This window comes from Streptomyces sp. XY006, assembly GCF_002237655.1.
GTDB classification, from domain to species: Bacteria; Actinomycetota; Actinomycetes; order Streptomycetales; family Streptomycetaceae; genus Streptomyces; species Streptomyces levis.
The window spans coordinates 17,763-38,257 of record NZ_NOKT01000048.1 but is presented as its reverse complement, the minus strand read 5'-3'; the positions used below and the strand labels follow the sequence as shown (position 1 = coordinate 38,257).

At 72.4% G+C, this 20,495-nt stretch carries 17 protein-coding genes and 1 pseudogene; 6 read left to right on the top strand and 12 right to left on the bottom strand.

Features of this window, described 5'->3' with window-relative positions; translation table 11 throughout:
• Positions 1-488, top strand: a pseudogene (locus CHR28_RS35650) (hypothetical protein); the annotation flags it as partial.
• 115 nt (positions 489-603) lie between these two features.
• A complete protein-coding gene (locus CHR28_RS35645) occupies positions 604-1,794 on the top strand; it encodes a lactonase family protein (protein ID WP_094057876.1) in 1,191 nt (396 codons plus the stop codon).
• Here CHR28_RS35645 and CHR28_RS35640 read toward each other — a convergent pair.
• Positions 1,762-2,490 carry a DUF2470 domain-containing protein gene (locus CHR28_RS35640; protein ID WP_094057875.1) on the bottom strand — a complete coding sequence of 243 codons (729 nt, stop codon included), beginning with the start codon at positions 2,488-2,490 and terminating at the stop codon, positions 1,762-1,764. The genes CHR28_RS35645 and CHR28_RS35640 overlap by 33 nt on opposite strands.
• Positions 2,491-2,575: 85 nt before the next feature.
• A complete protein-coding gene (locus tag CHR28_RS35635) occupies positions 2,576-3,184 on the bottom strand; it encodes a TetR/AcrR family transcriptional regulator (RefSeq protein WP_094057874.1) in 609 nt (202 codons plus the stop codon).
• Between the two features lie 107 nt (positions 3,185-3,291).
• Between CHR28_RS35635 and CHR28_RS35630 the strand changes: the two genes are divergently transcribed.
• Positions 3,292-4,788: a cytochrome P450 gene (locus tag CHR28_RS35630; protein ID WP_094057873.1), complete on the top strand. Its 1,497-nt coding sequence runs from the start codon at positions 3,292-3,294 to the stop codon at positions 4,786-4,788.
• On the opposite strand, the gene CHR28_RS35625 is transcribed toward CHR28_RS35630, so the two are convergent.
• The 10 genes from CHR28_RS35625 to CHR28_RS35580 form a co-directional block, all read right to left on the bottom strand.
• Positions 4,750-5,592, bottom strand: a complete 843-nt coding sequence (locus CHR28_RS35625) for a pentapeptide repeat-containing protein (RefSeq protein WP_094057872.1) — start codon at positions 5,590-5,592, stop codon at positions 4,750-4,752. The two genes, CHR28_RS35630 and CHR28_RS35625, sit on opposite strands and share 39 nt — an antisense overlap.
• Before the next feature lie 38 nt (positions 5,593-5,630).
• Positions 5,631-6,374, bottom strand: coding sequence for a PIG-L deacetylase family protein (locus tag CHR28_RS35620; protein WP_094057871.1), 744 nt, complete (start codon positions 6,372-6,374; stop codon positions 5,631-5,633).
• 28 nt (positions 6,375-6,402) lie between these two features.
• Entirely contained in the window at positions 6,403-7,704 is a 1,302-nt protein-coding gene (locus tag CHR28_RS35615; RefSeq protein WP_094057870.1) for an alpha/beta fold hydrolase, read from the bottom strand.
• Positions 7,705-7,835: 131 nt separating this feature from the next.
• Positions 7,836-8,861 carry a LacI family DNA-binding transcriptional regulator gene (locus CHR28_RS35610; protein WP_094057869.1) on the bottom strand — a complete coding sequence of 342 codons (1,026 nt, stop codon included), beginning with the start codon at positions 8,859-8,861 and terminating at the stop codon, positions 7,836-7,838.
• A gap of 89 nt (positions 8,862-8,950) precedes the next feature.
• Complete coding sequence (locus tag CHR28_RS35605) at positions 8,951-10,375, bottom strand: BNR repeat-containing protein (protein WP_094057868.1); 1,425 nt, start codon at positions 10,373-10,375, stop codon at positions 8,951-8,953.
• Between the two features lie 16 nt (positions 10,376-10,391).
• The gene (locus CHR28_RS35600; RefSeq protein ID WP_094057867.1) at positions 10,392-10,712 is read right to left on the bottom strand and encodes an L-rhamnose mutarotase; all 321 of its coding nucleotides are present in this window, start codon (positions 10,710-10,712) and stop codon (positions 10,392-10,394) included.
• A 17-nt stretch (positions 10,713-10,729) separates the two neighbouring features.
• Positions 10,730-11,812 carry a rhamnose ABC transporter substrate-binding protein gene (gene rhaS / locus CHR28_RS35595; protein ID WP_094057866.1) on the bottom strand — a complete coding sequence of 361 codons (1,083 nt, stop codon included), beginning with the start codon at positions 11,810-11,812 and terminating at the stop codon, positions 10,730-10,732.
• 29 nt (positions 11,813-11,841) lie between these two features.
• Positions 11,842-12,855, bottom strand: coding sequence for an ABC transporter permease (locus tag CHR28_RS35590; RefSeq protein ID WP_094057865.1), 1,014 nt, complete (start codon positions 12,853-12,855; stop codon positions 11,842-11,844).
• Positions 12,848-13,888 carry an ABC transporter permease gene (locus tag CHR28_RS35585; RefSeq protein ID WP_094057864.1) on the bottom strand — a complete coding sequence of 347 codons (1,041 nt, stop codon included), beginning with the start codon at positions 13,886-13,888 and terminating at the stop codon, positions 12,848-12,850. Before CHR28_RS35585 ends, CHR28_RS35590 begins: the two co-directional genes overlap by 8 nt.
• Positions 13,885-15,402, bottom strand: coding sequence for a sugar ABC transporter ATP-binding protein (locus CHR28_RS35580; protein WP_094057863.1), 1,518 nt, complete (start codon positions 15,400-15,402; stop codon positions 13,885-13,887). The genes CHR28_RS35585 and CHR28_RS35580 overlap by 4 nt, the downstream gene beginning before the upstream one ends.
• A 283-nt stretch (positions 15,403-15,685) precedes the next feature.
• On the opposite strand from CHR28_RS35580, the gene rhaI reads away from it, so the two are divergent.
• The 3 genes from rhaI to CHR28_RS35565 all read left to right on the top strand — a co-directional run bounded on the left by rhaI (position 15,686) and on the right by CHR28_RS35565 (position 20,435).
• Positions 15,686-16,846, top strand: coding sequence for an L-rhamnose isomerase (gene rhaI, locus CHR28_RS35575; RefSeq protein WP_094057862.1), 1,161 nt, complete (start codon positions 15,686-15,688; stop codon positions 16,844-16,846).
• Between the two features lie 104 nt (positions 16,847-16,950).
• Complete coding sequence (locus tag CHR28_RS35570; protein WP_094057861.1) at positions 16,951-18,990, top strand: bifunctional aldolase/short-chain dehydrogenase; 2,040 nt, start codon at positions 16,951-16,953, stop codon at positions 18,988-18,990.
• A complete protein-coding gene (locus tag CHR28_RS35565) occupies positions 18,987-20,435 on the top strand; it encodes a rhamnulokinase (protein ID WP_094057860.1) in 1,449 nt (482 codons plus the stop codon). Before CHR28_RS35570 ends, CHR28_RS35565 begins: the two co-directional genes overlap by 4 nt.
• The last annotated feature ends 60 nt before the right edge of the window (positions 20,436-20,495 follow it).

The window sequence follows — 20,495 nt, the reverse complement described above, 5'->3', positions numbered from 1 at the left end:
CGCCGCCCGCCCCGGGCTCCGCCCCGCCCGCGCCCGGGTCCGCCCCGGCGGCACCCGGATCCGCCCCGGCCGCGGGTGCCGCCCCGGCGAGCCCGCCCCGGGCGCCCGCCGCGATGGGGCTGGGTGTCGGCGGCTCCATGCGGCAGGAGGTCTACGAGGACGACCGGCCCCTGACGGCCTGGTCGCGGCAGCCCGCCGGCCGGGTGTTCGTGCACCTGGTGACACCGCCGGAGTGGCACCGCATCACCGGCGAGGCGGCCCCGCCCTCCCCCGTGGACCGGGCCGCGTACACGCGCGCGGGCCTGCCCTGGTTCGACTACTACGACCAGGACGCCGAGGACCTGCGGGCCCCGGACACACTGCAGGCCGTCAAGCCCGTCGGCGACTGGCTCGGGGACGACCACGAGCCCTGGCAGCCACCCGCGCCCGGGCAGGTGCGGCCGCTCGGCGACGCGCCGGGCAAGCCCGTGGAGGACGGCGACTGGTAGGCGCCGGGGGCGGATCGCCTCACGCGTGACGCCCGGTGCCGTTGTTGCACCCGAGAGGTGATCCACGTCAAGGTGGCTGTCCACGACGGGGACGAGTGAGGACCTGAGGGGCGACATGCACAGTGGCTGGAGCAGGCGCCGGTTCGTCGGCGCACTGGCCGGCGGGGCCGCCGCGGCGGCGCTGCCGGCCTGCGACGGCGCACCCGCGCCCGCGGCGACTTCCACCGCCTCGCCCGCCACCGGCACCAGCCCGTCCGGCCGGGCCCGCCGCCCCTCCGGGCCCCGGCCCCTCTACCTCGGCACCTACACGTCCGCCGAGGGCGGCGGCAAGGGCATCGGCGTGGCGGCGTACGACCCGTCGACGGGCCGGATCACCGGCTCGGGCACGATCACCGGCGTCGGCGATCCGTCGTATCTCGCGCTCCACCCGGACCGGCGCACGCTGTACGCGGTGGACGAGCGCCAGGACGGTGCCGTGACGGCCGTGCGGCTGTCCGACCGGAAGGTGCTGGGCAGCCGGAGCACCGGCGGGGCGGCGCCCTGCCATCTGTCGGTGCACCCGGGCGGCCGCTGGCTGCTCAGCGCGAACTACGGGTCGGGCAGTGTGGCCGTGCATCCCATCGACGCCTCGGGGGCCCTGGGCGAGCGCACCGACCTCGTCCGGCACTCCAGTCCGCCGCCCGGGCCGGGGCAGGACGGGCCGCACGCCCACCAGTTCGTCACGAGTCCGGACGGGCGCCATGTGCTCGCCGTCGACCTGGGCACGGACACCGTCTACACGTACCGCCTCGACGAGCGGGCCGGCACGCTCACCGAGGTCGCCCGCGCGCGGACCCGGCCCGGCGCCGGGCCCCGGCATCTCACGTTCCACCCCGGTGGCCGCCACGTCTACCTCGCCGACGAGGTCGGCGACTCGGTCACCGTCTGCACCTACGACCCGGCCTCCGGCCGGCTGCGCGTCGGCGAGGCGCAGTCCACCGGGGCGGGCCCCGGCCAGAACTATCCGGCGCAGCTGCTGGTGACGGGCGACGGGCGCCACGCCTACCTCGCCAACCGCGGCCACAACAGCATCGCGCGCTACGCGATCGAGGCGGACGGCGCCCGGTTGCGGCTGCTGGACACGGTCCCCGTCGAAGGGGACTTCCCGCGCCAGATCGCCTTCTCCCCGGAGGGCACGCTGCTGTTCGCGGCGAACCAGAAGTCCTCCACCGTCACCGTCTTCCACGTGGACGGGGACAGCGGCGCCCTGCGGCCCGCCGGAGCATCGTTCCCCTCACCGGTCGCCGTCTGTGCGCTGCCGCTGTAGCGCCCGGGGGCAGGACGCGGCGGCCGCCTGGCCGAGCAGCACGTGCATCCGCTCGGTGAGCTGCGCGACGTCGTCGGCGGGGCGGTGGAACGCCAGGCGTACGTCGCCGTGGGCGCGGGCGCGTTCGATGCGCAGGGTCAGCCCGTGCCGGTCGACGGCGAGCGGCTGGACACGGACCGCGCCGTGCAGGCTGTCGGGCTCGACGAGCCGGGTGAGCCGCTCGACCGCGTCGGCGTGGCAGTCGGCGAGGTGGGTCAGCAGCCGGGCCTCGGCCGTGGTGAGCGGATCGGGCTCGGCCGCGGCGAACTCGTCCAGGTCCACGACCACGGCGCCCGCCGGCCGGCGCAGCACCACCCGGGTCGGGGTGAAGACGAGCCGGTCCTCCTGCACGGCGAACCACCCGGCGAGCCACAGCCGGGCCCGGATCCGGCTGCGCAGCGGGACGGGGGCGACGTCGGCGAACTCCAGCACCGCGGACGGCTCGCCGCGCGGCGCGCAGATCGCGGCCCCGAGCAGGGCGCTGTCCTCGGGCACGGCCACCGTCACCCGGCCGTCCTCGGCCACCGTGTGCGCGCCGACCAGCTCCTCCCGCGTGCCCTCCGCGGTCACCGAGCAGGACCACGCGGCGGCGAGCACCGAGCGCGCCCGCTCCGCCGCGGCGGGAGCCGCCGTCCAGCTGTGGCTGTCGTCACCCATCCCAGACCTCCTTAGGTAAGCCTTGCCTAACCTATCGAAGATCAGGGTGCGCGCCAACCAGGGCACGTGATCTTTACGAGACTTTTCAGGGCGTGAGGACGCCCAGCAGCGCGCGGGCGCACAGCTCGCGCACCTGATCCCGGGTCAACTCCGCGTCGCGCAGCCACTCCAGGCACACGGACGTGGTGAACGCCAGCCACCCGCGCACCGCCAGCCGCACCTCGGGCCGCTCCTGGAAGGCCGGGCCGAACTCGGGGTCCTCGGCCAGGGCGGCGAGGATCTGCCGCTCCTGCGCGGCCAGGGCCCGCTGATAGACGCGCCGCACCGCCTGGTCCCCTGCCGCGTCGGCGCGGTGGAAGGCGCGGTAGCCGTGCGCATGGGCCTGGACATACTCCAGGAAGGTGTCCAGCCCCGCCGCGAGCTGCGCGCGCACCGGGACGCCGGGCACCGCCGCCGTCATGCGCAGCATCCGCTCGCTCTCGCGCTCGACGACCGCCGCGAAGAAGTCCCGCTTCGTCGGGAAGTAGTGGTAGAGCAGCCCGCGCGAGACCCCGGCGATCCCGGCGACCTGCTCGATCCACACGTCGTCGTAGGGGTTCTCCGAGAACAGCCGCGCCCCGACCGACAGAAGCTGCGCCCGGCGCTCCTCGGTGCTGAGCCGGCGGCGTGTGCGCCCGCCCTGGTTCGCGGCCATGCCCGCACTTTACTTGACGCCGGTTCAAAAGCGGGACCAGACTGAACCGCGCTGTTGAACTCACGTACAACAGGTGAAGCCGCCGCTGGATCAAGGGAGATCGCGTCATGACGGAGGCGCCGATACGGGCGGAGCAGCCCAAGGGGTTCCGCAGCGCCGAGCTGGGCTGGCCGGAACTCGACCGCATTCCGCACCCCCCGCACCGCGTCCCGCTGCTCGGCGACGTGGTGGGCGTGAACCGGCGCACTCCGCTGCAGGACTCGATGCGCTACGCGCGCCGGCTGGGCCCGGTCTTCCGGCGCAAGGCCTTCGGCAAGGAGTTCGTCTTCGTCTGGGGCGCCCGGCACACGGCCGACCTCGCGGACGAGTCACGGTTCGCCAAGCACGTGGGACTCGGCGTCGCCAATCTGCGACCCGTGGCCGGGGACGGGCTGTTCACGGCGTACAACCACGAGCCGAACTGGCAGCTGGCCCACGACGTGCTCGCCCCCGGCTTCAGCCGGGAGGCCATGGCCGGCTACCACCCGATGATGCTGTCCGTGGCGCGGCGGCTGACGGAGCACTGGGACCGGGCGGCAGCGGCGGGACTGACCGTGGACGTGCCGGGCGACATGACCAAGCTGACGCTGGAGACGATCGCGCGGACCGGCTTCGGGCACGACTTCGGCTCGTTCGAGCGCTCCCGGCCGCACCCCTTCGTGACGGCGATGGTCGGCACGCTGACCTACGCGCAGCGGCTCAACACCGTGCCCTTCCCGCTGGCCCCGCTGCTGCTGCGCGGCGCGAGCCGGCGCAACGCGGCCGACATCGCCCATCTCAACCACACCGTCGACGAGTTGGTCCGGGCCCGGCGCGCCGGGGGCGAGGGGGACGGGGACCTGCTCGACCGGATGCTCCTCACGGCCCACCCCGAAACCGGGGAGCGGCTGGCGGACCGCAACGTCCGCCGCCAGGTCATCACCTTCCTGGTCGCCGGGCACGAGACGACGTCCGGAGCGCTCTCCTTCGCCCTGCACTACCTCTCCCGCCATCCCGAGGTCGCGGCCCGGGCCCGCGCCGAGGTCGACCGGGTCTGGGGGGACGCGACGGAACCGGCCTACGAGCAGGTGGCCCGGCTGCGCTACGTCCGCCGGGTGCTGGACGAGTCGCTGCGGCTGTGGCCCACCGCGCCGGCCTTCGCCCGGGAGGCCAGGCACGACACCGTGCTGGCCGGGGAGCACCCGATGCGGCGCGGGGCGTGGGCGCTGGTGCTGACGCCGATGCTGCACCGGGACCCCGAGGTGTGGGGCGCGGACGCCGAGCGGTTCGACCCCGACCGCTTCGAGGCACCGGCGGTGCGGTCCCGGGCCCCGCACACCTTCAAGCCCTTCGGGACGGGGGCGCGGGCGTGCATCGGCCGTCAGTTCGCGCTGCACGAGGCGACGCTGGTGCTCGGCCTGCTGCTGCGCCGCTACGAGCTGCGGCCCGACCCGGCCTACCGGCTGCGCGTCACCGAACGGCTGACGCTGATGCCGGAGGGCCTGCGGCTGCGCCCGGAGCGGCGGGCGCCGGTGCGGGAACCGGCCTCAGACCTGCGCCGTCCAGTGCCCGGGGCGGGTGACTGACTCCGGCAGCCGGGTCCCGGCGCCGCCCCGCGCGGCATTGAGCTGCGGCTGGGTGAGGAAGATCGCGCCCGTCAGGTCGGCGTCGGTGAGGTCCGCGTCGCGCAGGTCGGCTCCGATGAGGTCGGCGCCGCGCAGGTCCGCGCCGGTGAGGTCCGCGGCGATGAGGCAGGCTCCGCGCAGGGTGGCGCCGCGCAGGTCGGCGCCCTTGAGGCGGGCGCCGACGAGGTCCGCGCCCCGGCGGTTCTTCCCTCGGCCCCTGGTACCGGCCCGGGCCAGCTCACTGGTCTTCAGCAGCAGGACGTTGACCTCCGCGCGGTGCGCCCCCACGTCCAGCGCGGCGAGCTCCTCGGGGGTCCCGCCGGCCAGCTGCTCGGTGCGCTCCAGCGCCGTGCGCAGGTCGGCCCGCAGCGAGCGCGCGGCGGGCAGGGTGAGCGCCTCGGTCAGGTACCACAGCAGCTCGTGCAGCTGCCGGACGACCGGGAACACGTCGAACATGCGGCGGGCGTGCTCCGGCGGCCCGGTCCGCCAGCCGCGCCCTTCGAAGGTGACCTGGGAGACCCGCTGCCCGGCGCCGAAGCAGTCGTAGACCGTGCAGCCGGAGAATCCTTTCTGCCGCAGCCGGGCGTGGATGCCGCAGCGGTGGTCGTCCCCAAGATTGCGGCAGGGCGTGCCGGCGTCCTTGGTCACCGCGAAGTCGGCCGAGGCGGCGAAGGGCAGGGCGACGCAGCACAGTCCGAAGCACCGCTCGCAGTCGCCGCGCAGTTCCGCTCGCGCGGCTTGCTGATCTCCCATGCCGTTCAGCATACGAAACGACAGCTCGGCGCCGGCATGCCCGTCTCAGGTCATCTGCCGAACAGTTCGAACGCCACCGCCGGCCGGCCCCCGAACCGCTCCCCCATCGCCTGGGCGTGCTGCGTCAGGAAATCGCGGACGTAGGTCTCGGGGTCCTCGTCGGTGAGCACCTCGATGTACGTGCGGTGCTCCAGCAGTGAGCGCACCGCGCGCTCCATGCCGGGCGTCGCGTCCACGGCGTGGGTGGGCGTGCTGGAGCCGGCGACGGCCACCCAGCGCACACCGTCCCAGGGTTCGAGGCCCTGTTCGGTGAGTTCCGGGAAGATCCAGCGGTTGCCCGCGTCGCCGGCCGCGTCGAGCGTGGCCCGGCCGACGGCCACGTGGTCCGGGGTGTTCCAGGCGACGCCGCCCCAGGTGTCCCGGTGGTTGAGGGTGATCACCAGCTCGGGCCGGTGGCGGCGGATGGCGGCGGCGATGTCGCGGCGCAGGGCGGTGCCGTACTCGATGACACCGTCCTTGTGGTCGAGGAACTCCACCGCGCTCACGCCGACCACCGCCGCGCTCGCCCGCTGCTCCCGCTCGCGCAGCGGGCCGCACTCCTCGGGGGCGATCGTGTCGATGCCCGCCTCGCCGCGGGTGGCGAGGACGTAGGCGACCTCGCGGCCCTCGTCGGTCCAGGCCGCGATCGCCGCGGAGCAGCCGTACTCGAGGTCGTCGGGGTGGGCCACGACCGCGAGGGCGCGCCGCCAGTCGTCCGGCATGGGCTGGAGTCGGGTGCTCGTCGGCTCGGTCATGACGGCAGGTTAGTCGGCGGCACCGGCATCACGCCTCGTCACGAGCCAGCGCCAGCAGCCGGTCCAGGACGCGGGGGCCGCCGGTGCGCACGCCGTCGTGCTCGAACTCGTCCGTGACCCAGGTGCGCAGGCCGCGGATCGTACGGGCGGTGCGCAGGGAGTGGGCGGTGTCGACGTACATGTCGTCGTGGTAGACGGCGGCGGCGACCGGCACCTCGTTGGCGGCCAGGCGTGCGGGGTCGTACAGCGGTGTCCAGTCGGTGCGCGCGGCGAGCAGGTCGGCGGTCTCGCGCAGCGGACGCAGCGCCGGGTCGCACGCGAACATCCAGGGGTGAATCGATTCTCCGGTGAACAGCAGCGGTTCGTCGCCGGCCAGGGCCTTGGCCGCGTCGAACTGCGGGAACTCGGCGCGCACCCGCTCGGCCGACCAGGCGGTGGGCCGGGCGTCCTGGCCGTAGATCGACTCGTGGATCAGGGCGTACAGCGGGTGGCGGGCGTAGGAGAGCATGCCCTGCACCTGCTCCTGGAAGGCGTCGGAGAGCGTGAACCCCTGCGGGGTGCGGACGAAGGCGTCCTCCAGGAGATGGTGGAGGCGGTGGGTGCCGTCTCCGGTGCCGAGGACGATGCCGAGGGACTGGAAGGCCTCGACGGTGAACCGGTAGCCGTTCGGCAGGACCACGTCGTGGGTGAGCAGATGGTCGGCGATGCGCCGGGCGCGTTCGGCGTCCTGCGGGTAGCGGGCGTAGTGCGCGGCGACCTTCCGCTCGATGCGCGGGAAGGCGGCCCGGTAGACGTCGTCGGCGTGGGCGTCCAGGGACGGCAGCCCGCCGGTGACGAGGGCGGTGGCCAGGCCCTCGGGGGCGAGGGAGAGATACGTGGTCACGCAGAAACCGCCGAAGCTCTGGCCGAGCACGGTCCAGGGCGCGCCGCCGGTGACCTCGGCGCGGACGGCCTCGCAGTCGCGCACGATCGAGTCGGCGCGGAAGCGGGTGAGGTAGTCGGCCTGCTCGGCGGGGCCGCCGCGCAGCGGGAGCGTCTGCCGGTTGGCGGGCGTGGAGTGGCCGGTGCCGCGCTGGTCCATCAGAAGCACGCGGTACTCCTTCAGTGCCCGCCCCAGCCAGCCAGCCCGGCCGACGGAACGGTCCGCGCCGAAGCCCGGCCCGCCCTGGAGGTAGAGCAGCCAGGGCAGCTCCTGGTGGGCCTTGTCGCCGGCGACGACCTCACGGGCGTACAGCTCGATCGTCTCGCCCTCGGGGCGGTCGTGGTCGAGGGGCACGGTGAAGCGCCGGTCGGTGAGGACGACTCCGGGCTGGCGGTAGCTGAGGCTCAACAGGGCTCCCGGGACGGACGGATTTTCGGACCGCGTCCCAGTTCATCACAGGCAACGTCCGGGGGTGAGCCGTTCGATCATGAAATCTTGCTGAACGGCCGTTCAGGCCGGTCCTGAATGACCGTTCAGGCTCAGCGCGCGGACAGGCTGGAGCGGCGGACCACGAGCTCGGGCTGGAGGACGACCCGCCGGTGCTCGTGCGGCCGGGACGCGCCCTCCTCCTCCGTCTCCTCCAGGAGCAGGTCGGCCGCCATGGCACCCATGGTGACGGCGGGCTGGCGGACCGAGGTGAGCGGGACGGCGGCGGCGGCCGCGAACTCGATGTCGTCGTAGCCGACGATGGCGAGGTCGTCGGGGACGCGCACGCCCGCCGCGTACATGGCCTGCAGCACACCGAGGGCGAGCAGGTCGTTGGCGCAGAACACGGCGGTGGGCCGCTCGGCGAGCCCGAGCAGGCGGGCTCCGGCGTCCCGGCCCGCGGCGACGTCCAGCCGTTCGGTGGGCAGCTCGCGCAGTGCGTCGGGGCCGAGCCCGGCCTCGGCGAGCGCCTCCAGGGCGCCGGTGCGGCGGTCGCGGACCTGGTTGAGGCCGGGCGGGCCGCTGACGTAGGCGAGGGAGCGGTGCCCGGCGTCGACGAGGTGGCGTACCGCGAGCGCGCCGCCGGCCACGTCGTCGACGGAGACCGAGCACTCGGTGGTGCCCTCGGCGACCCGGTCGACCAGGACGAACGGGATGCCGTGCCGGCGGAACGCCGCGATGTTGCGGCCGGTCGCGTCGGCCGGGGTGAGCAGCACGCCGCGCACCCGCTGTTCGGCGAAGAGCGACAGGTACTCGGCCTCCTCGCCCGGGTCCTGGGCGCTGTTGCAGACCATCACGCCGAGCCCGGCCTGCCGGGCGGCGCGCTCGGCACCGCGCGCGACGTCGACGAAGAAGGGGTTGCCCATGTCGAGGACGAGCAGCCCCATGATGCGGCTGCGGCCGGCACGCAGCTGGCGCGCGGACTCGCTGCGGACGTAGCCGAGCCGGTCGATCGCGGACAGCACGCGGGCCCGGGTCTCGGTGGCGACCGTGTCCGGACGGTTGATCACGTTCGACACCGTGCCGACGGAGACTCCGGCGGCACGGGCGACGTCCTTGATACCCACCGACTGGGCCATCGGGCTGGGACCTCCAGGGGGAGACGAGAGGGGCGGCGGGCCGGGGCGGCCTCACATTACCGGCACGCCGCCCCGGGGACCGGTCGCGGTCAGGCGGGCAGCCGGAAGTCGGCGACGTGCAGCGCCGAGGGCGTCGTACCGGTGGACTTCTCCTGGTACATGAAGGACAGCACCCCGTCCTGCGCGACCCGGGTCTCGTCGATGACGACCTCGCCGAAGGCGCCCAGGCCGCTGCCGTCGAAGAGGATCCTCCAGTCGGTGTACCCGGAGGCCGCCGAGGCGCCGGCGATCCGGCCGAAGGGGAAGACCGCGTAGGCGTTGTCGTACCTGTCGAGGATCAGCCTGGTGCGCTGGCTGGAGTCGAGCGGGACCGGTATCTCGGTCTTCTGCCAGGTGCCGGAGGCGTTCCTGCGCAGGTGGAAGGCCCGGCCGTTCCTGGTCCGGTCGGAGACGTAGTCGGTGGTGCACTGCCCGAAGCGGCCCGGGACGTAGGAGATGATCGCGTGCGGCCGGCCGGCGGAGTCGGTGAACTGGCTCTCCTGGTTCATCAGGGAGTGGTCCGGGCCGAGCGGGTCGACGACCAGACCGGCGTCGTTCACGGACACCTTGTCGGAGCCTCCGGTGGTGCCGACGACCGTGCCCGCGCTGTTGCGCCAGGTGCGGCCGCGGTCGTCGGAGTAGACGTAACCGGTGTCGTGGTTGGTGATGCCGCCGCCGGCGCACATCACCGCGCCGTTCTGCTCGCGCCAGGTGAAGAAGGAGTGCAGCCGGCCGTTGCGGTCGTAGTCGATGCCGTGCAGGTACATGTTGCGGGCGGTCGAGGAGCCGTGCGCGCTGGTGTACGTGCCGGTGGAGCTCGACCACTCCCCCAGGGCGGTCCACCGGGTGCCGTCGTACTCGGCGAGGGCGTTGCGGCCGTTGCCGGAGACGGCGACGCGGTAGCTGAGCTGGAGCCTGCCCTCCGGCGTGGCGACGAACTGCGGGTAGGTGAACTGCGAGGTCAGGGTGAGGCCGTCGAGGGTGGATTGCGGTGCGCCGAAGCGGCTCGCGGTCCAGCTCAGGCCGCCGGGGTCGTCCATGAGTCCGGCGACCGACTTGACGTAGGTGAAGCCGTCGCTGTGGGAGTCCATGTTCAGGTGCAGCCGGCCGTCGACCCGGGAGACGCCCATGGAGATGACGTTGTGGGAGTCGTCGTAGCGCAGGGTGTGGCCGACCCTCACGGTCGACCAGGTGCCGGCACCGAGGGCGCGACGGCCGACGACGGCGTTGCGGTCGGCGGTGTACCAGGCGGCGTACTGGTGGCCCTTGTAGGTCAGCAGGCCGTTCTTCTGGAACGCGTTGTTGTTGACCAGCCCGTCGTAGGAGACGAAGAAGATCGCCCGGCTGTCGAGGGTGGTGGTGCCGGTCCGGGTGACCGAGGGGCCGGGGTCTGCGGCCCGGTCGGTGCCGGAGGCCGGGGCGGGGGTCACCAGCGTGCCTGTGAGGGCGGCGGCCAGCAGGGTACGTCGGTGCATCTCGTGGACTCCGTCGTCATGCGAGGTGGAAGACTTCCGTGAGCGGTTTCATGGCCTCGTCGGGACGGGCGCCGTCCAGGGTCTCGAAGAACGGCGCCATCTCCGCCTGCCAGCGGGCGTTGACGTCGGTGGCTTCCATCCCGGCCCGGGCGGCGTCGAAGTCCTCGGTCTCCAGGTAGCCGACGAGCAGTCCGTCCTCGCGCAGGAAGAGCGAGTAGTTGTGCCAGCCGGTCCCCTTCAGGGCGTGGAGCATCTCGGGCCACACGGCGGCGTGCCGCTCGCGGTACTCGTCGAGGCGATCCGCCCGGACCTTCAGCAGGAAGCACACGCGCTGCATCAACGACCCTCCCCGGATCAGAAGTCGAACCGGTCGATGTTCTCGGCGTTGAACACGGTCGGCTTGCCGAGGCTGATCACGCCGTCCTTGCCGATGGTGTACTCGCCCATGGAGCCGGCCGTGAAGGTCTCGCCCTCCTTGCCGGTGATCTGCCCCGAGGACAGCGCGACGGCGGTCCGCGCGGCCAGTTCGCCCAGCTTGGCCGGGTCCCACAGCTCGAACGCCTCCACGGTGCCGTTCTTGACGTACTTGCGCATGTCGTTGGGGGTGCCGAGGCCGGTCAGTCTGACCTTGCCCTTGTACTTGGAGCCCGACAGGTACTGGGCGGCGGCCTTGATGCCGACGGTGGTCGGGGAGATGATCCCCTTCAGGTTCGGGTACTCCTGGAGCAGGCCCTGGGTCTGCTGGAAGGACTGCTGGGCGTCGTCGTTGCCGTACGCGACCTTCACCAGCTTCATGTTCTTGTACTCGGGCTTCTTCAGCTCGTCCTTCATGAAGTCGATCCAGGTGTTCTGGTTCGTCGCCGTCTGCGCGGCGGACAGGATCGCGATCTCGCCCTTGTAGTCGAGCTGCTTGGCGAGCAGTTGCACCTCGGTGCGGCCGAGGTCCTCGGCGGAGGCCTGCGAGACGAAGGCGTTGCGGCAGCCGGGCGTGGTGTCGGAGTCGTAGGTGACGACCTTGATGCCGTTCTTCATGGCCTGCTTGAGCGCGGTGCACAGGGCGCCGGGGTCCTGCGCGGACACGGCCATCGCGTCGACCTGCTGCTGGGTGAGCGTGTTGACGTAGGAGACCTGCCCGGCGGTGTCGGTCGCGCTGGACGGCCCGACCTCCTTGTAGCCGGAGCCCAGCTCCTTCAGCGCCTTCTCACCGCCCTTGTCGGCGGTGGTGAAGTAGGGGTTGTTGACCTGCTTGGGCAGGAACCCGACGGTCAGCCCCTTCTTGAGTTCGGCGTTCGGGTCGGCCTTGCCGGCGCCGGCGGCACTGCCGCCCTCGTTCGCGACGTCCTTCTTGGTGGTGCCGCCGCAGGCCGTGAGCGCGAGCGCGATGGAGGTGGCGGTGGCGAGCGCCGCGCAGCCGCGGCGGAGGGTTGTCTTACGCATGGCTGTCGTCCTTTACGAGGAAGGGCTGGTCATGAGGTAGGGGTCGAGGCGGCGGCTCTGCGGCCCGCCCTCGCTGTGGAGATCTGCCGTACGACCCGGGGGCCGAGCACGGAGAGAACGAGCAGGACGCCGGTGACGACGATCTGCGACTGCGCCGAGACGTCCTGGAGGCTCATCACGTTCTGCAGCGCCCCCAGCAGGAACACCCCGGCGATCGCGCCGCCCAGCGTGCCCTTGCCGCCGTCGAAGTCGATACCGCCGAGCAACACGGCGGCCACCACCGACAGTTCGAGCCCCGTCGCGTTGTCGTACCGCGCACTCGCATAGTGCAGCGCCCAGAAGATCCCGGTCAGCGAGGCCATCAGCCCGGTCAGCGTGAACAGGATCAGCTTCTGCCGCTTGACCCGGATCCCGGCGAACCGCGCGGCCTCCTCGCTCGCCCCGATCGCGAACAGCGACCGCCCGAACGGCGTGGCGTGCAGCGCGACCACGGCGATGGCGAGCAGGACGAGGAACGGCAGGAAGGCGTACGGGATGAACGTGTCGCCGAGACGCCCGGACGCGAAGTCCAGGTACTGCGTGGGGAAGTCGGTCACCGCGTCGGAGCCGAGCACGATCTGCGCGATGCCCCGGTAGGCGGCCAGCGTGCCGATCGTGACGGCGAGGGACGGCAGCCCCAGCCTGGTCACCAGCAGCCCGTTGATCAGTCCGCACACCACACCCAGCAGCAGGCAGACCGGGATGATCGTCTCGATGGCCATGCCCTGGTTCCACAGGGCGCCCATCACGGCTCCGGACAGACCGGCCGTGGAGGCCACCGACAGGTCGATCTCGCCGGAGACGACCAGCAGGGTCATCGGCAGCGCGATCAGCGCGATGGGCAGCGTGTTGCCGATCAGGAACGACAGGTTGAGCGCGTTGCCGAACCCGTCGACGGTACCGAACGAGAACAGCAGCACCACGATCAGCAGGGCGCCGACCACGGAGTCCCACCTCTTCATGGCGGACCAGCGGACCGCTCGGCTCAGGGAGATGTCAGCCATGGCGGGCGTTCCTCTTCTTCAGGGCGGCGGCCACGCGCAGCGCCACGATCCGGTCGACCGCGATGGCGAGGATGAGCAGGATGCCGTTGATGGCGAGCACCCAGACGGAGCTGACGCCGAGGGCGGGCAGCACACTGTTGATGGACGTCAGCAGCAGCGCGCCGAGGGCCGCGCCGTAGACGCTGCCGGAGCCGCCGGTGAAGACGACGCCGCCGACCACCACCGCGCTGACGACGGTCAGTTCGTAGCCGTTGCCGGTGCCGGAGTCGACGTTGCCGAACCGGGCGAGGTACATCGCGCCGGCGAGTCCGGCGAGGGCGCCGCAGAAGGTGTACGCGGCGAGGATCCGCTTGCGTACGGGGATGCCGGCGAGGCGGGCGGCCTCCGGGTTGGAGCCGAGCGCGTAGAGCTCGCGGCCGCTGCCGAAGTGCTTGAGCCAGTACGCGGTGGCGACGAGGACCGCCAGGGCGATCAGGGCCAGGTACGGCACCGCCGAGATGCCGCCGGAGCCGAAGTCGACGAATCCGCCGGGCAGATCGGCCGCGGTGATCTGCCGGGAGCCGACCCAGATGGAGTCGATGCCGCGGATGATGTACAGCGTGCCGAGGGTGACCACGAGCGCGGGCACCTGGCCGAGGCTGACGAGCAGTCCGTTGAGCAGCCCGAAGCCGATGCCGAGCAGGACGGCCAGGGCGATCGCGACGACCGCGTTGCCGCCGCCCTGGAGGTGGGTGCCGGCGGCGAAGGCGCTGATGCCGAGCGTGGAGCCGACGGACAGGTCGACGTTGCGGGTGATGACGACCAGGGACTGGCCGGTGGCGACCAGGACCAGGATCGTCGCGTTCAGCAGCAGGTCCTTGATGCCCTGCTCGGAGAGGAACTCGCTGTTGCCGGCCTGGGTGACGGCGATCATCACCAGGAAGACGACCAGGATGGCGAGTTCGCGCATCCGGAAGACGCGGTCGACGAGCCGGGTGCCGCTCGACGTGGGCACATCGGCCACGGGGGTCTCCTGCGGGGTCACGACCGTCATGCGGCGGCCCTCCCGGTGGCTGCGGCCATCACGGTTTCCTCGGTGGCGTCGGAGCGCGGGATCTCGGCGGTGAGGCGGCCCTCGTGCATCACCAGCACGCGGTCGGCCATGCCGAGGATCTCGGGCAGGTCGGAGGAGATCATCAGGACGGCCACGCCGTCGGCGGCCAGTCGGGACAGCAGCCGGTGCACCTCCGCCTTGGTGCCGACGTCGATGCCGCGGGTCGGCTCGTCGACGATCAGCACCTTGGGGCCGGTGGCGAGCCACTTGGCGAGGACGACTTTCTGCTGGTTGCCGCCGGAGAGCGTGTCGACCGTGTCGGCGATCCGGGCGTACTTGACCTGGAGCTTGACGGCCCAGTCCAGGGAGCGGCTGCGTTCGGCGCCGCGGTCCATGAGCCCGGCCTTCACGGTGGTGCGCAGTCCGGTCAGGCCGATGTTCCGCTCGATCGACATGTCCATCACCAGGCCCTGGGCGCGCCGGTCCTCGGGGACCAGGGCGAGGCCGGCGGCCATGGCGGTGGAGGGGGCTCCGTTGACCAGGGGCCTGCCGTGGACGGTCACCTCTCCGGCGTCCCAGCGGTCGACGCCGAAGACGGCCCGGGCGACCTCCGTGCGTCCGGCGCCGACGAGTCCGGCCAGACCGACGATCTCGCCGTGCCGGACGTCGAACGAGACATCGGTGAAGACACCTTCGCGGGTCAGCCGGCGCACGCTCAGGGCGACCTCGCCCGGCTCGACCTCCTGCTTGGGGTAGAGCTCGTCGAGGTCGCGGCCGACCATGCGGCGCACGAGGTCGTCCTCGGTCATGCCCTCCAGGGGTTCGCTGGCGATCCGGGCGCCGTCGCGCAGGGTGGTGACGCGCCGGCAGATCTCGAAGATCTCCTCCAGCCGGTGGGAGATGAACAGGACGGCGGCGCCCTGCTCGCGCAGGGTGCGTACGACGCCGAAGAGGCGGGCGACCTCGCTGCCGGTGAGGGCGGCGGTCGGCTCGTCCATGATCAGGACGCGGGCGTCGAAGGAGAGGGCCTTGGCGATCTCGACGATCTGCTGGTCGGCGATGGACAGGCCGCGCGCGGGGCGGTCGGGGTCGAGTTCGACGCCGAGGCGCTTCATCAGCGCGGCGGTGGCGTTGTGCGTGGCCTTGTGGTCGATCCGGCCGAGCGCGCGGCGCGGCTGGCGGCCCATGTAGATGTTCTCGGCGATCGACAGGTCGGGGAAGAGCGTGGGCTCCTGGTAGATCACGGCGATGCCGGCGTCGCGGGCGTCGCCGGGGCCGTAGAAGGCGACGGGCGCACCGTCGAGCAGCACCTGGCCGGCGTCCGGCCGGTGCACTCCGGCGAGGATCTTGATGAGGGTCGACTTGCCGGCGCCGTTCTCTCCGGCCAGGGCGTGCACCTCCCCGGGGAACAGCTCCAGGGAGACGTCCCGCAGGGCGCGGACCGCGCCGAAGGACTTGGAGACGTCCCTCAGCGCCAGAACCGGGGCCGGACCCGTGGTGGACGGGTGGGTCATGGGGGCTCCTCGACGACGCCGGCGGAACCGCCTCCCGGCGTCGCAGGCGTCGTGAAAGGTTTCAACTTGATTGCCGGGACGTTAGGCGGGCGACGCATGTCACGTCAATGGGTCCCGGTCGATAAGTTTCGAAACTCGAAGTGTCACGCACCGGTCACGGGAAACCGTCTCGACCGAAGGGGTTGACACCCCTTCGGGGGGCCCATAGCTTCACGTCTTGAATCGTTTCATTCAGTGGTCGTCACGCGTGGCCGTCGCGACCCGATGTCTCAGGAGTTCTGACGTGACCGAGCTCGCCGCGGTGAAGGCCGCACTCAAGACACAGGCCGTCGAGACGCCGTCGTGGGCGTACGGGAACTCCGGCACGCGGTTCAAGGTCTTCGCGCAGGCGGGCGTTCCGCGTACGCCGCAGGAGAAGCTGGACGACGCGGCGAAGGTGCACGAGTTCACGGGGGTCGCCCCGACGGTCGCGCTGCACATCCCGTGGGACCGGGTCGACGACTACGCGGCGCTGGCCAAGCACGCCGAGGACCGCGGGGTGCGGCTCGGGGCGATCAACTCCAACACCTTCCAGGACGACGACTACAAGCTCGGCAGCATCTGCCACCCGGACGCGGCGGTGCGGCGCAAGGCGGTGGACCATCTGCTGGAGTGCGTCGACATCATGGACGCGACCGGGTCGACGGATCTGAAGCTGTGGTTCGCCGACGGGACGAACTATCCCGGGCAGGACGACATCCGCAGCCGGCAGGACCGGCTGGCCGAGGGGCTGGCCGAGGTCTGCGCACGGCTCGGCGACGGGCAGCGGATGCTGCTGGAGTACAAGTTCTTCGAACCCGCCTTCTACACGACGGACGTCCCGGACTGGGGCACCGCCTACGCGCACTGCCTGAAGCTCGGGCCGAAGGCGCAGGTCGTGGTCGACACGGGGCATCACGCGCCGGGGACCAACATCGAGTTCATCGTGGCGACGCTGCTGCGGGAGGGCAAGCTCGGCGGGTTCGACTTCAACTCGCGTTTCTACGCGGACGACGACCTCATGGTCGGGGCCGCGGATCCGTTCCAGCTGTTCCGGATCATGTACGAGGTGGTGCGGGGCGGGGGGTTCTCGTCCGAGGTCGCGTTCATGCTCGACCAGTGCCACAACATCGAGGCGAAGATCCCGGCGATCATCCGGTCGGTGATGAACGTGCAGGAGGCCACGGCGAAGGCGCTGCTGGTCGACGGGGAGGCGCTGGCGGCGGCGCAGCGGGCGGGGGACGTGCTGGAGGCGAACGCGGTGCTGATGGACGCGTACAACACGGATGTGCGGCCGTTGCTGCGGGAGGTGCGGGAGGAGATGGGGCTGGATCCCGAGCCTCTTGCCGCGTACCGGCGGTGCGGGTGGGCCGAGCGGATCGTCGCCGAGCGGGTGGGCGGGCAGCAGGCCGGCTGGGGAGCGTGAGCGTCTGCCGGGTTCTGTCCGCTGCGGGCTGCGGACCGGTTGTGGCCGGTCGCGCAGTTCTCCACGCCCCTGAGACAAACACTCTCCGTCGAAAAGGAACTGGCATGGCTGTTCATCCCGAAGCTGACGCTCTGCTCGGGCGGTCGCACCGGCTCGGGGGCGATCCCCGGAACACCAACTACGCGGGAGGCAACGCCTCCGCCAAGGGCGTCGGGGCGGATCCCGTCACCGGCGGGGACGTCGAGCTGATGTGGGTCAAGGGGTCCGGCGGGGATCTCGGGACGCTGACCGAGGCGGGACTGGCCGTGCTGCGGCTGGACCGGATGCGGGCGCTCGTCGACGTGTACCCCGGGGTCGAGCGCGAGGACGAGATGGTCGCCGCGTTCGACTACTGCCTGCACGGCAAGGGCGGCGCCGCCCCGTCCATCGACACCGCGATGCACGGGCTGGTCGAGGCGGCGCACGTCGATCATCTGCACCCGGACTCCGGGATCGCGCTCGCCTGCGCGGCCGACGGGGAGAAGCTGACCGCCGAGTGCTTCGGCGACACGGTCGTGTGGGTGCCGTGGCGGCGGCCCGGGTTCCAGCTCGGGCTGGACATCGCCGCCGTGCGGAAGGCCAATCCGCAGGCCATCGGCTGCATCCTCGGCGGGCACGGGATCACCGCCTGGGGCGACACCTCCGAGGAGTGCGAGCGGAACTCGCTGCACATCATCCGGACCGCGGAGAAATTCCTCGCCGAGCGGGGCAGGGCCGAGCCCTTCGGGCCCGTGATCGAGGGCTACGCCGCGCCGGCCGCCGGTGAGCGGCGGCAGCGGGCCGCCGCCCTCGCGCCGTACGTGCGCGCCCTCGCCTCGCAGGACCGGCCCCAGGTGGGGCACTTCGACGACTCCGAGGTGGTCCTGGACTTCCTCGCGCGCGCCGAGCACCCGCGGCTCGCCGCGCTCGGCACCTCCTGCCCCGACCACTTCCTGCGCACCAAGGTCCGCCCCCTCGTGCTGGATCTGCCGCCGGCCGCCCCGCTCGACGAGGCGGTCGCCCGGCTGAGGGAACTGCACGCCGAGTACCGCGCGGAGTACGCCGCCTACTACCGGCGGCACGCCGAGCCCGGCTCCCCCGCCATGCGCGGTGCCGACCCGGCGATCGTGCTGATCCCCGGGGTCGGCATGTTCTCCTTCGGCAGGGACAAGCAGACCGCCCGGGTCGCGGGCGAGTTCTACGTCAACGCCGTCAACGTGATGCGCGGCGCGGAGGCCGTCTCCACGTACGCGCCGATCGAGGAGTCGGAGAAGTTCCGCATCGAGTACTGGGCGCTGGAGGAGGCCAAGCTCCAGCGGATGCCGAAGCCCAAGGCGCTCGCGACGCGCATCGCGCTGGTGACCGGTGCCGGCAGCGGGATCGGCAGGGCCATCGCGCACCGGCTCGTGGCCGAGGGCGCGTGCGTGGTCGTGGCCGACCTGAACACGGAGAACGCCGAGGCCGTCGCCGAGGAGCTGGGCGGGCCCGACAAGGCCGTCGCCGTGACGGTCGACGTGACGTCGGAGGAGCAGATCGCCGAGGCCTTCCGGGCCGCGGTGCTGGCCTTCGGCGGTGTCGATCTCGTGGTCAACAACGCGGGCATCTCCATCTCCAAGCCGCTGCTGGAGACCTCCGCGAAGGACTGGGACCTCCAGCACGGCATCATGGCGCGCGGATCCTTCCTCGTGTCACGGGAGGCGGCCCGGGTGATGATCGCCCAGGGACTCGGCGGTGACATCGTCTACATCGCTTCAAAGAACGCCGTGTTCGCCGGGCCCAACAACATCGCCTACTCGGCCACCAAGGCCGACCAGGCCCACCAGGTGCGGCTGCTCGCCGCCGAGCTCGGCGAGCACGGCATCCGCGTCAACGGCGTCAACCCCGACGGCGTCGTGCGCGGTTCGGGGATCTTCGCCGGCGGGTGGGGTGCGCAGCGGGCCGCGGTGTACGGGGTCGAGGAGGAGAGGCTGGGCGAGTTCTACGCCCAGCGGACCATCCTCAAGCGCGAGGTGCTCCCCGAGCACGTGGCCAACGCCGTGTTCGCTCTGACCGGCGGGGATCTGACCCACACGACCGGGCTGCACATCCCGGTGGACGCCGGCGTCGCCGCCGCCTTCCTGCGATGAGCGGGGACAAGCAGGCGTACGCCGCGGTCGACCTCGGCGCGTCCAGCGGGCGCGTCATGGTCGGCCGCGTCGGCCCGGACCGCCTGGAGCTCACCGAGGCGCACCGCTTCCCGAACCGCCCTGTGCGGGTGCCGGAGGGGCTGCGGTGGGACGTGCTCGCGCTGTACGCCGGGGTCCTGGAGGGGCTCCGGGCGGCCGGGCAGGTCGACTCCGTCGGCATCGACAGCTGGGCCGTGGACTACGGGCTGCTCGACGCGGACGGAGCGCTGCTCGGCAACCCCGTGCACTACCGGGACGCGCGGACCGAGGGCGTCGCGGAGCAGGTGTGGGCGAGCGTGCCCGCACCGGAGCTGTACGCCGCCACGGGGGTGCAGTACGCGCCCTTCAACACTCTGTACCGGCTGGCCGCGGCCCGCTCCACGGCTCAACTCGGCCAGGCGAAGCGGCTGTTGCTGATGCCGGACCTGCTGACGTTCTGGCTCACCGGCGAGCAGGGCACGGAGCTGACCAACGCCTCGACCACCCAGCTGATCGATCCGCGCACCCGCGACTGGGCGTACGGCGTCGCGGAGCGCCTCGGGATCGACCTCGGCCTGTTCGCGCCGCTGCGGCGGCCCGGTGATCCAGCGGGGATGCTGCGGGCCGAGGTGCTGGAGGAGACCGGTCTGGCCGGTCCCGTGCCGGTGACTGCCGTCGGGTCGCACGACACCGCGTCGGCCGTCGCCGCCGTCCCCGCCACGGGTGAGCGGTTCGCCTACATCTGCACCGGCACCTGGTCGCTGGCCGGCCTGGAGCTGGACGCGCCGGTGCTCACCGAGGAGAGCAGGGCGGCCAACTTCACCAACGAGCTGGGGCTGGACGGCACGGTCCGGTACCTGCGCAACATCATGGGGCTGTGGCTGCTCCAGGAGTGCGTACGGGCCTGGGGCGAGCCGGACCTGGGCGCGCTGCTGCTGGAGGCGTCCAGGGCGGAGGCGCTGCGGTCGGTCGTGGACGCGGGCGACCCGGCGTTCCTCGCGCCGGGGCACATGCCGGAGCGGATCGCGGAGGCGTGCCGGGCGTCCGGGCAGCCCGTGCCCCAAACCCCCGGTGAGGTGACGCGCTGCATCCTCGACTCGCTGGCCCTCGCCCACCGCAAGGCCGTCGAGGACGCGCAGTGGCTCGCCGGGCACGCGGTCGACGTCGTCCATGTGGTGGGCGGCGGGACGCGCAACGCGCTGCTGTGCCAGCTGACCGCCGACGCCTGCGGGCTGCCGGTGGTGGCCGGCCCGACGGAGGCGGCCGCCCTGGGCAACGTGCTCGTGCAGGCGCGGGCGCACGGACTGGTCGGTGACCTGGCCGGGATGCGGCGACTGCTCGGGCGCACCCAGCCGCTCACCCGGTACGCGCCGCGCGGCGGCACCGGGCGGTGGCGCGCCGCCCAGGACCGGCTCGCCGGGCCCTGACGGGGCCTCCCCCCGGCCGTACGCCCGGACTACCCTGCATTCATCCGATGATCAACCCCA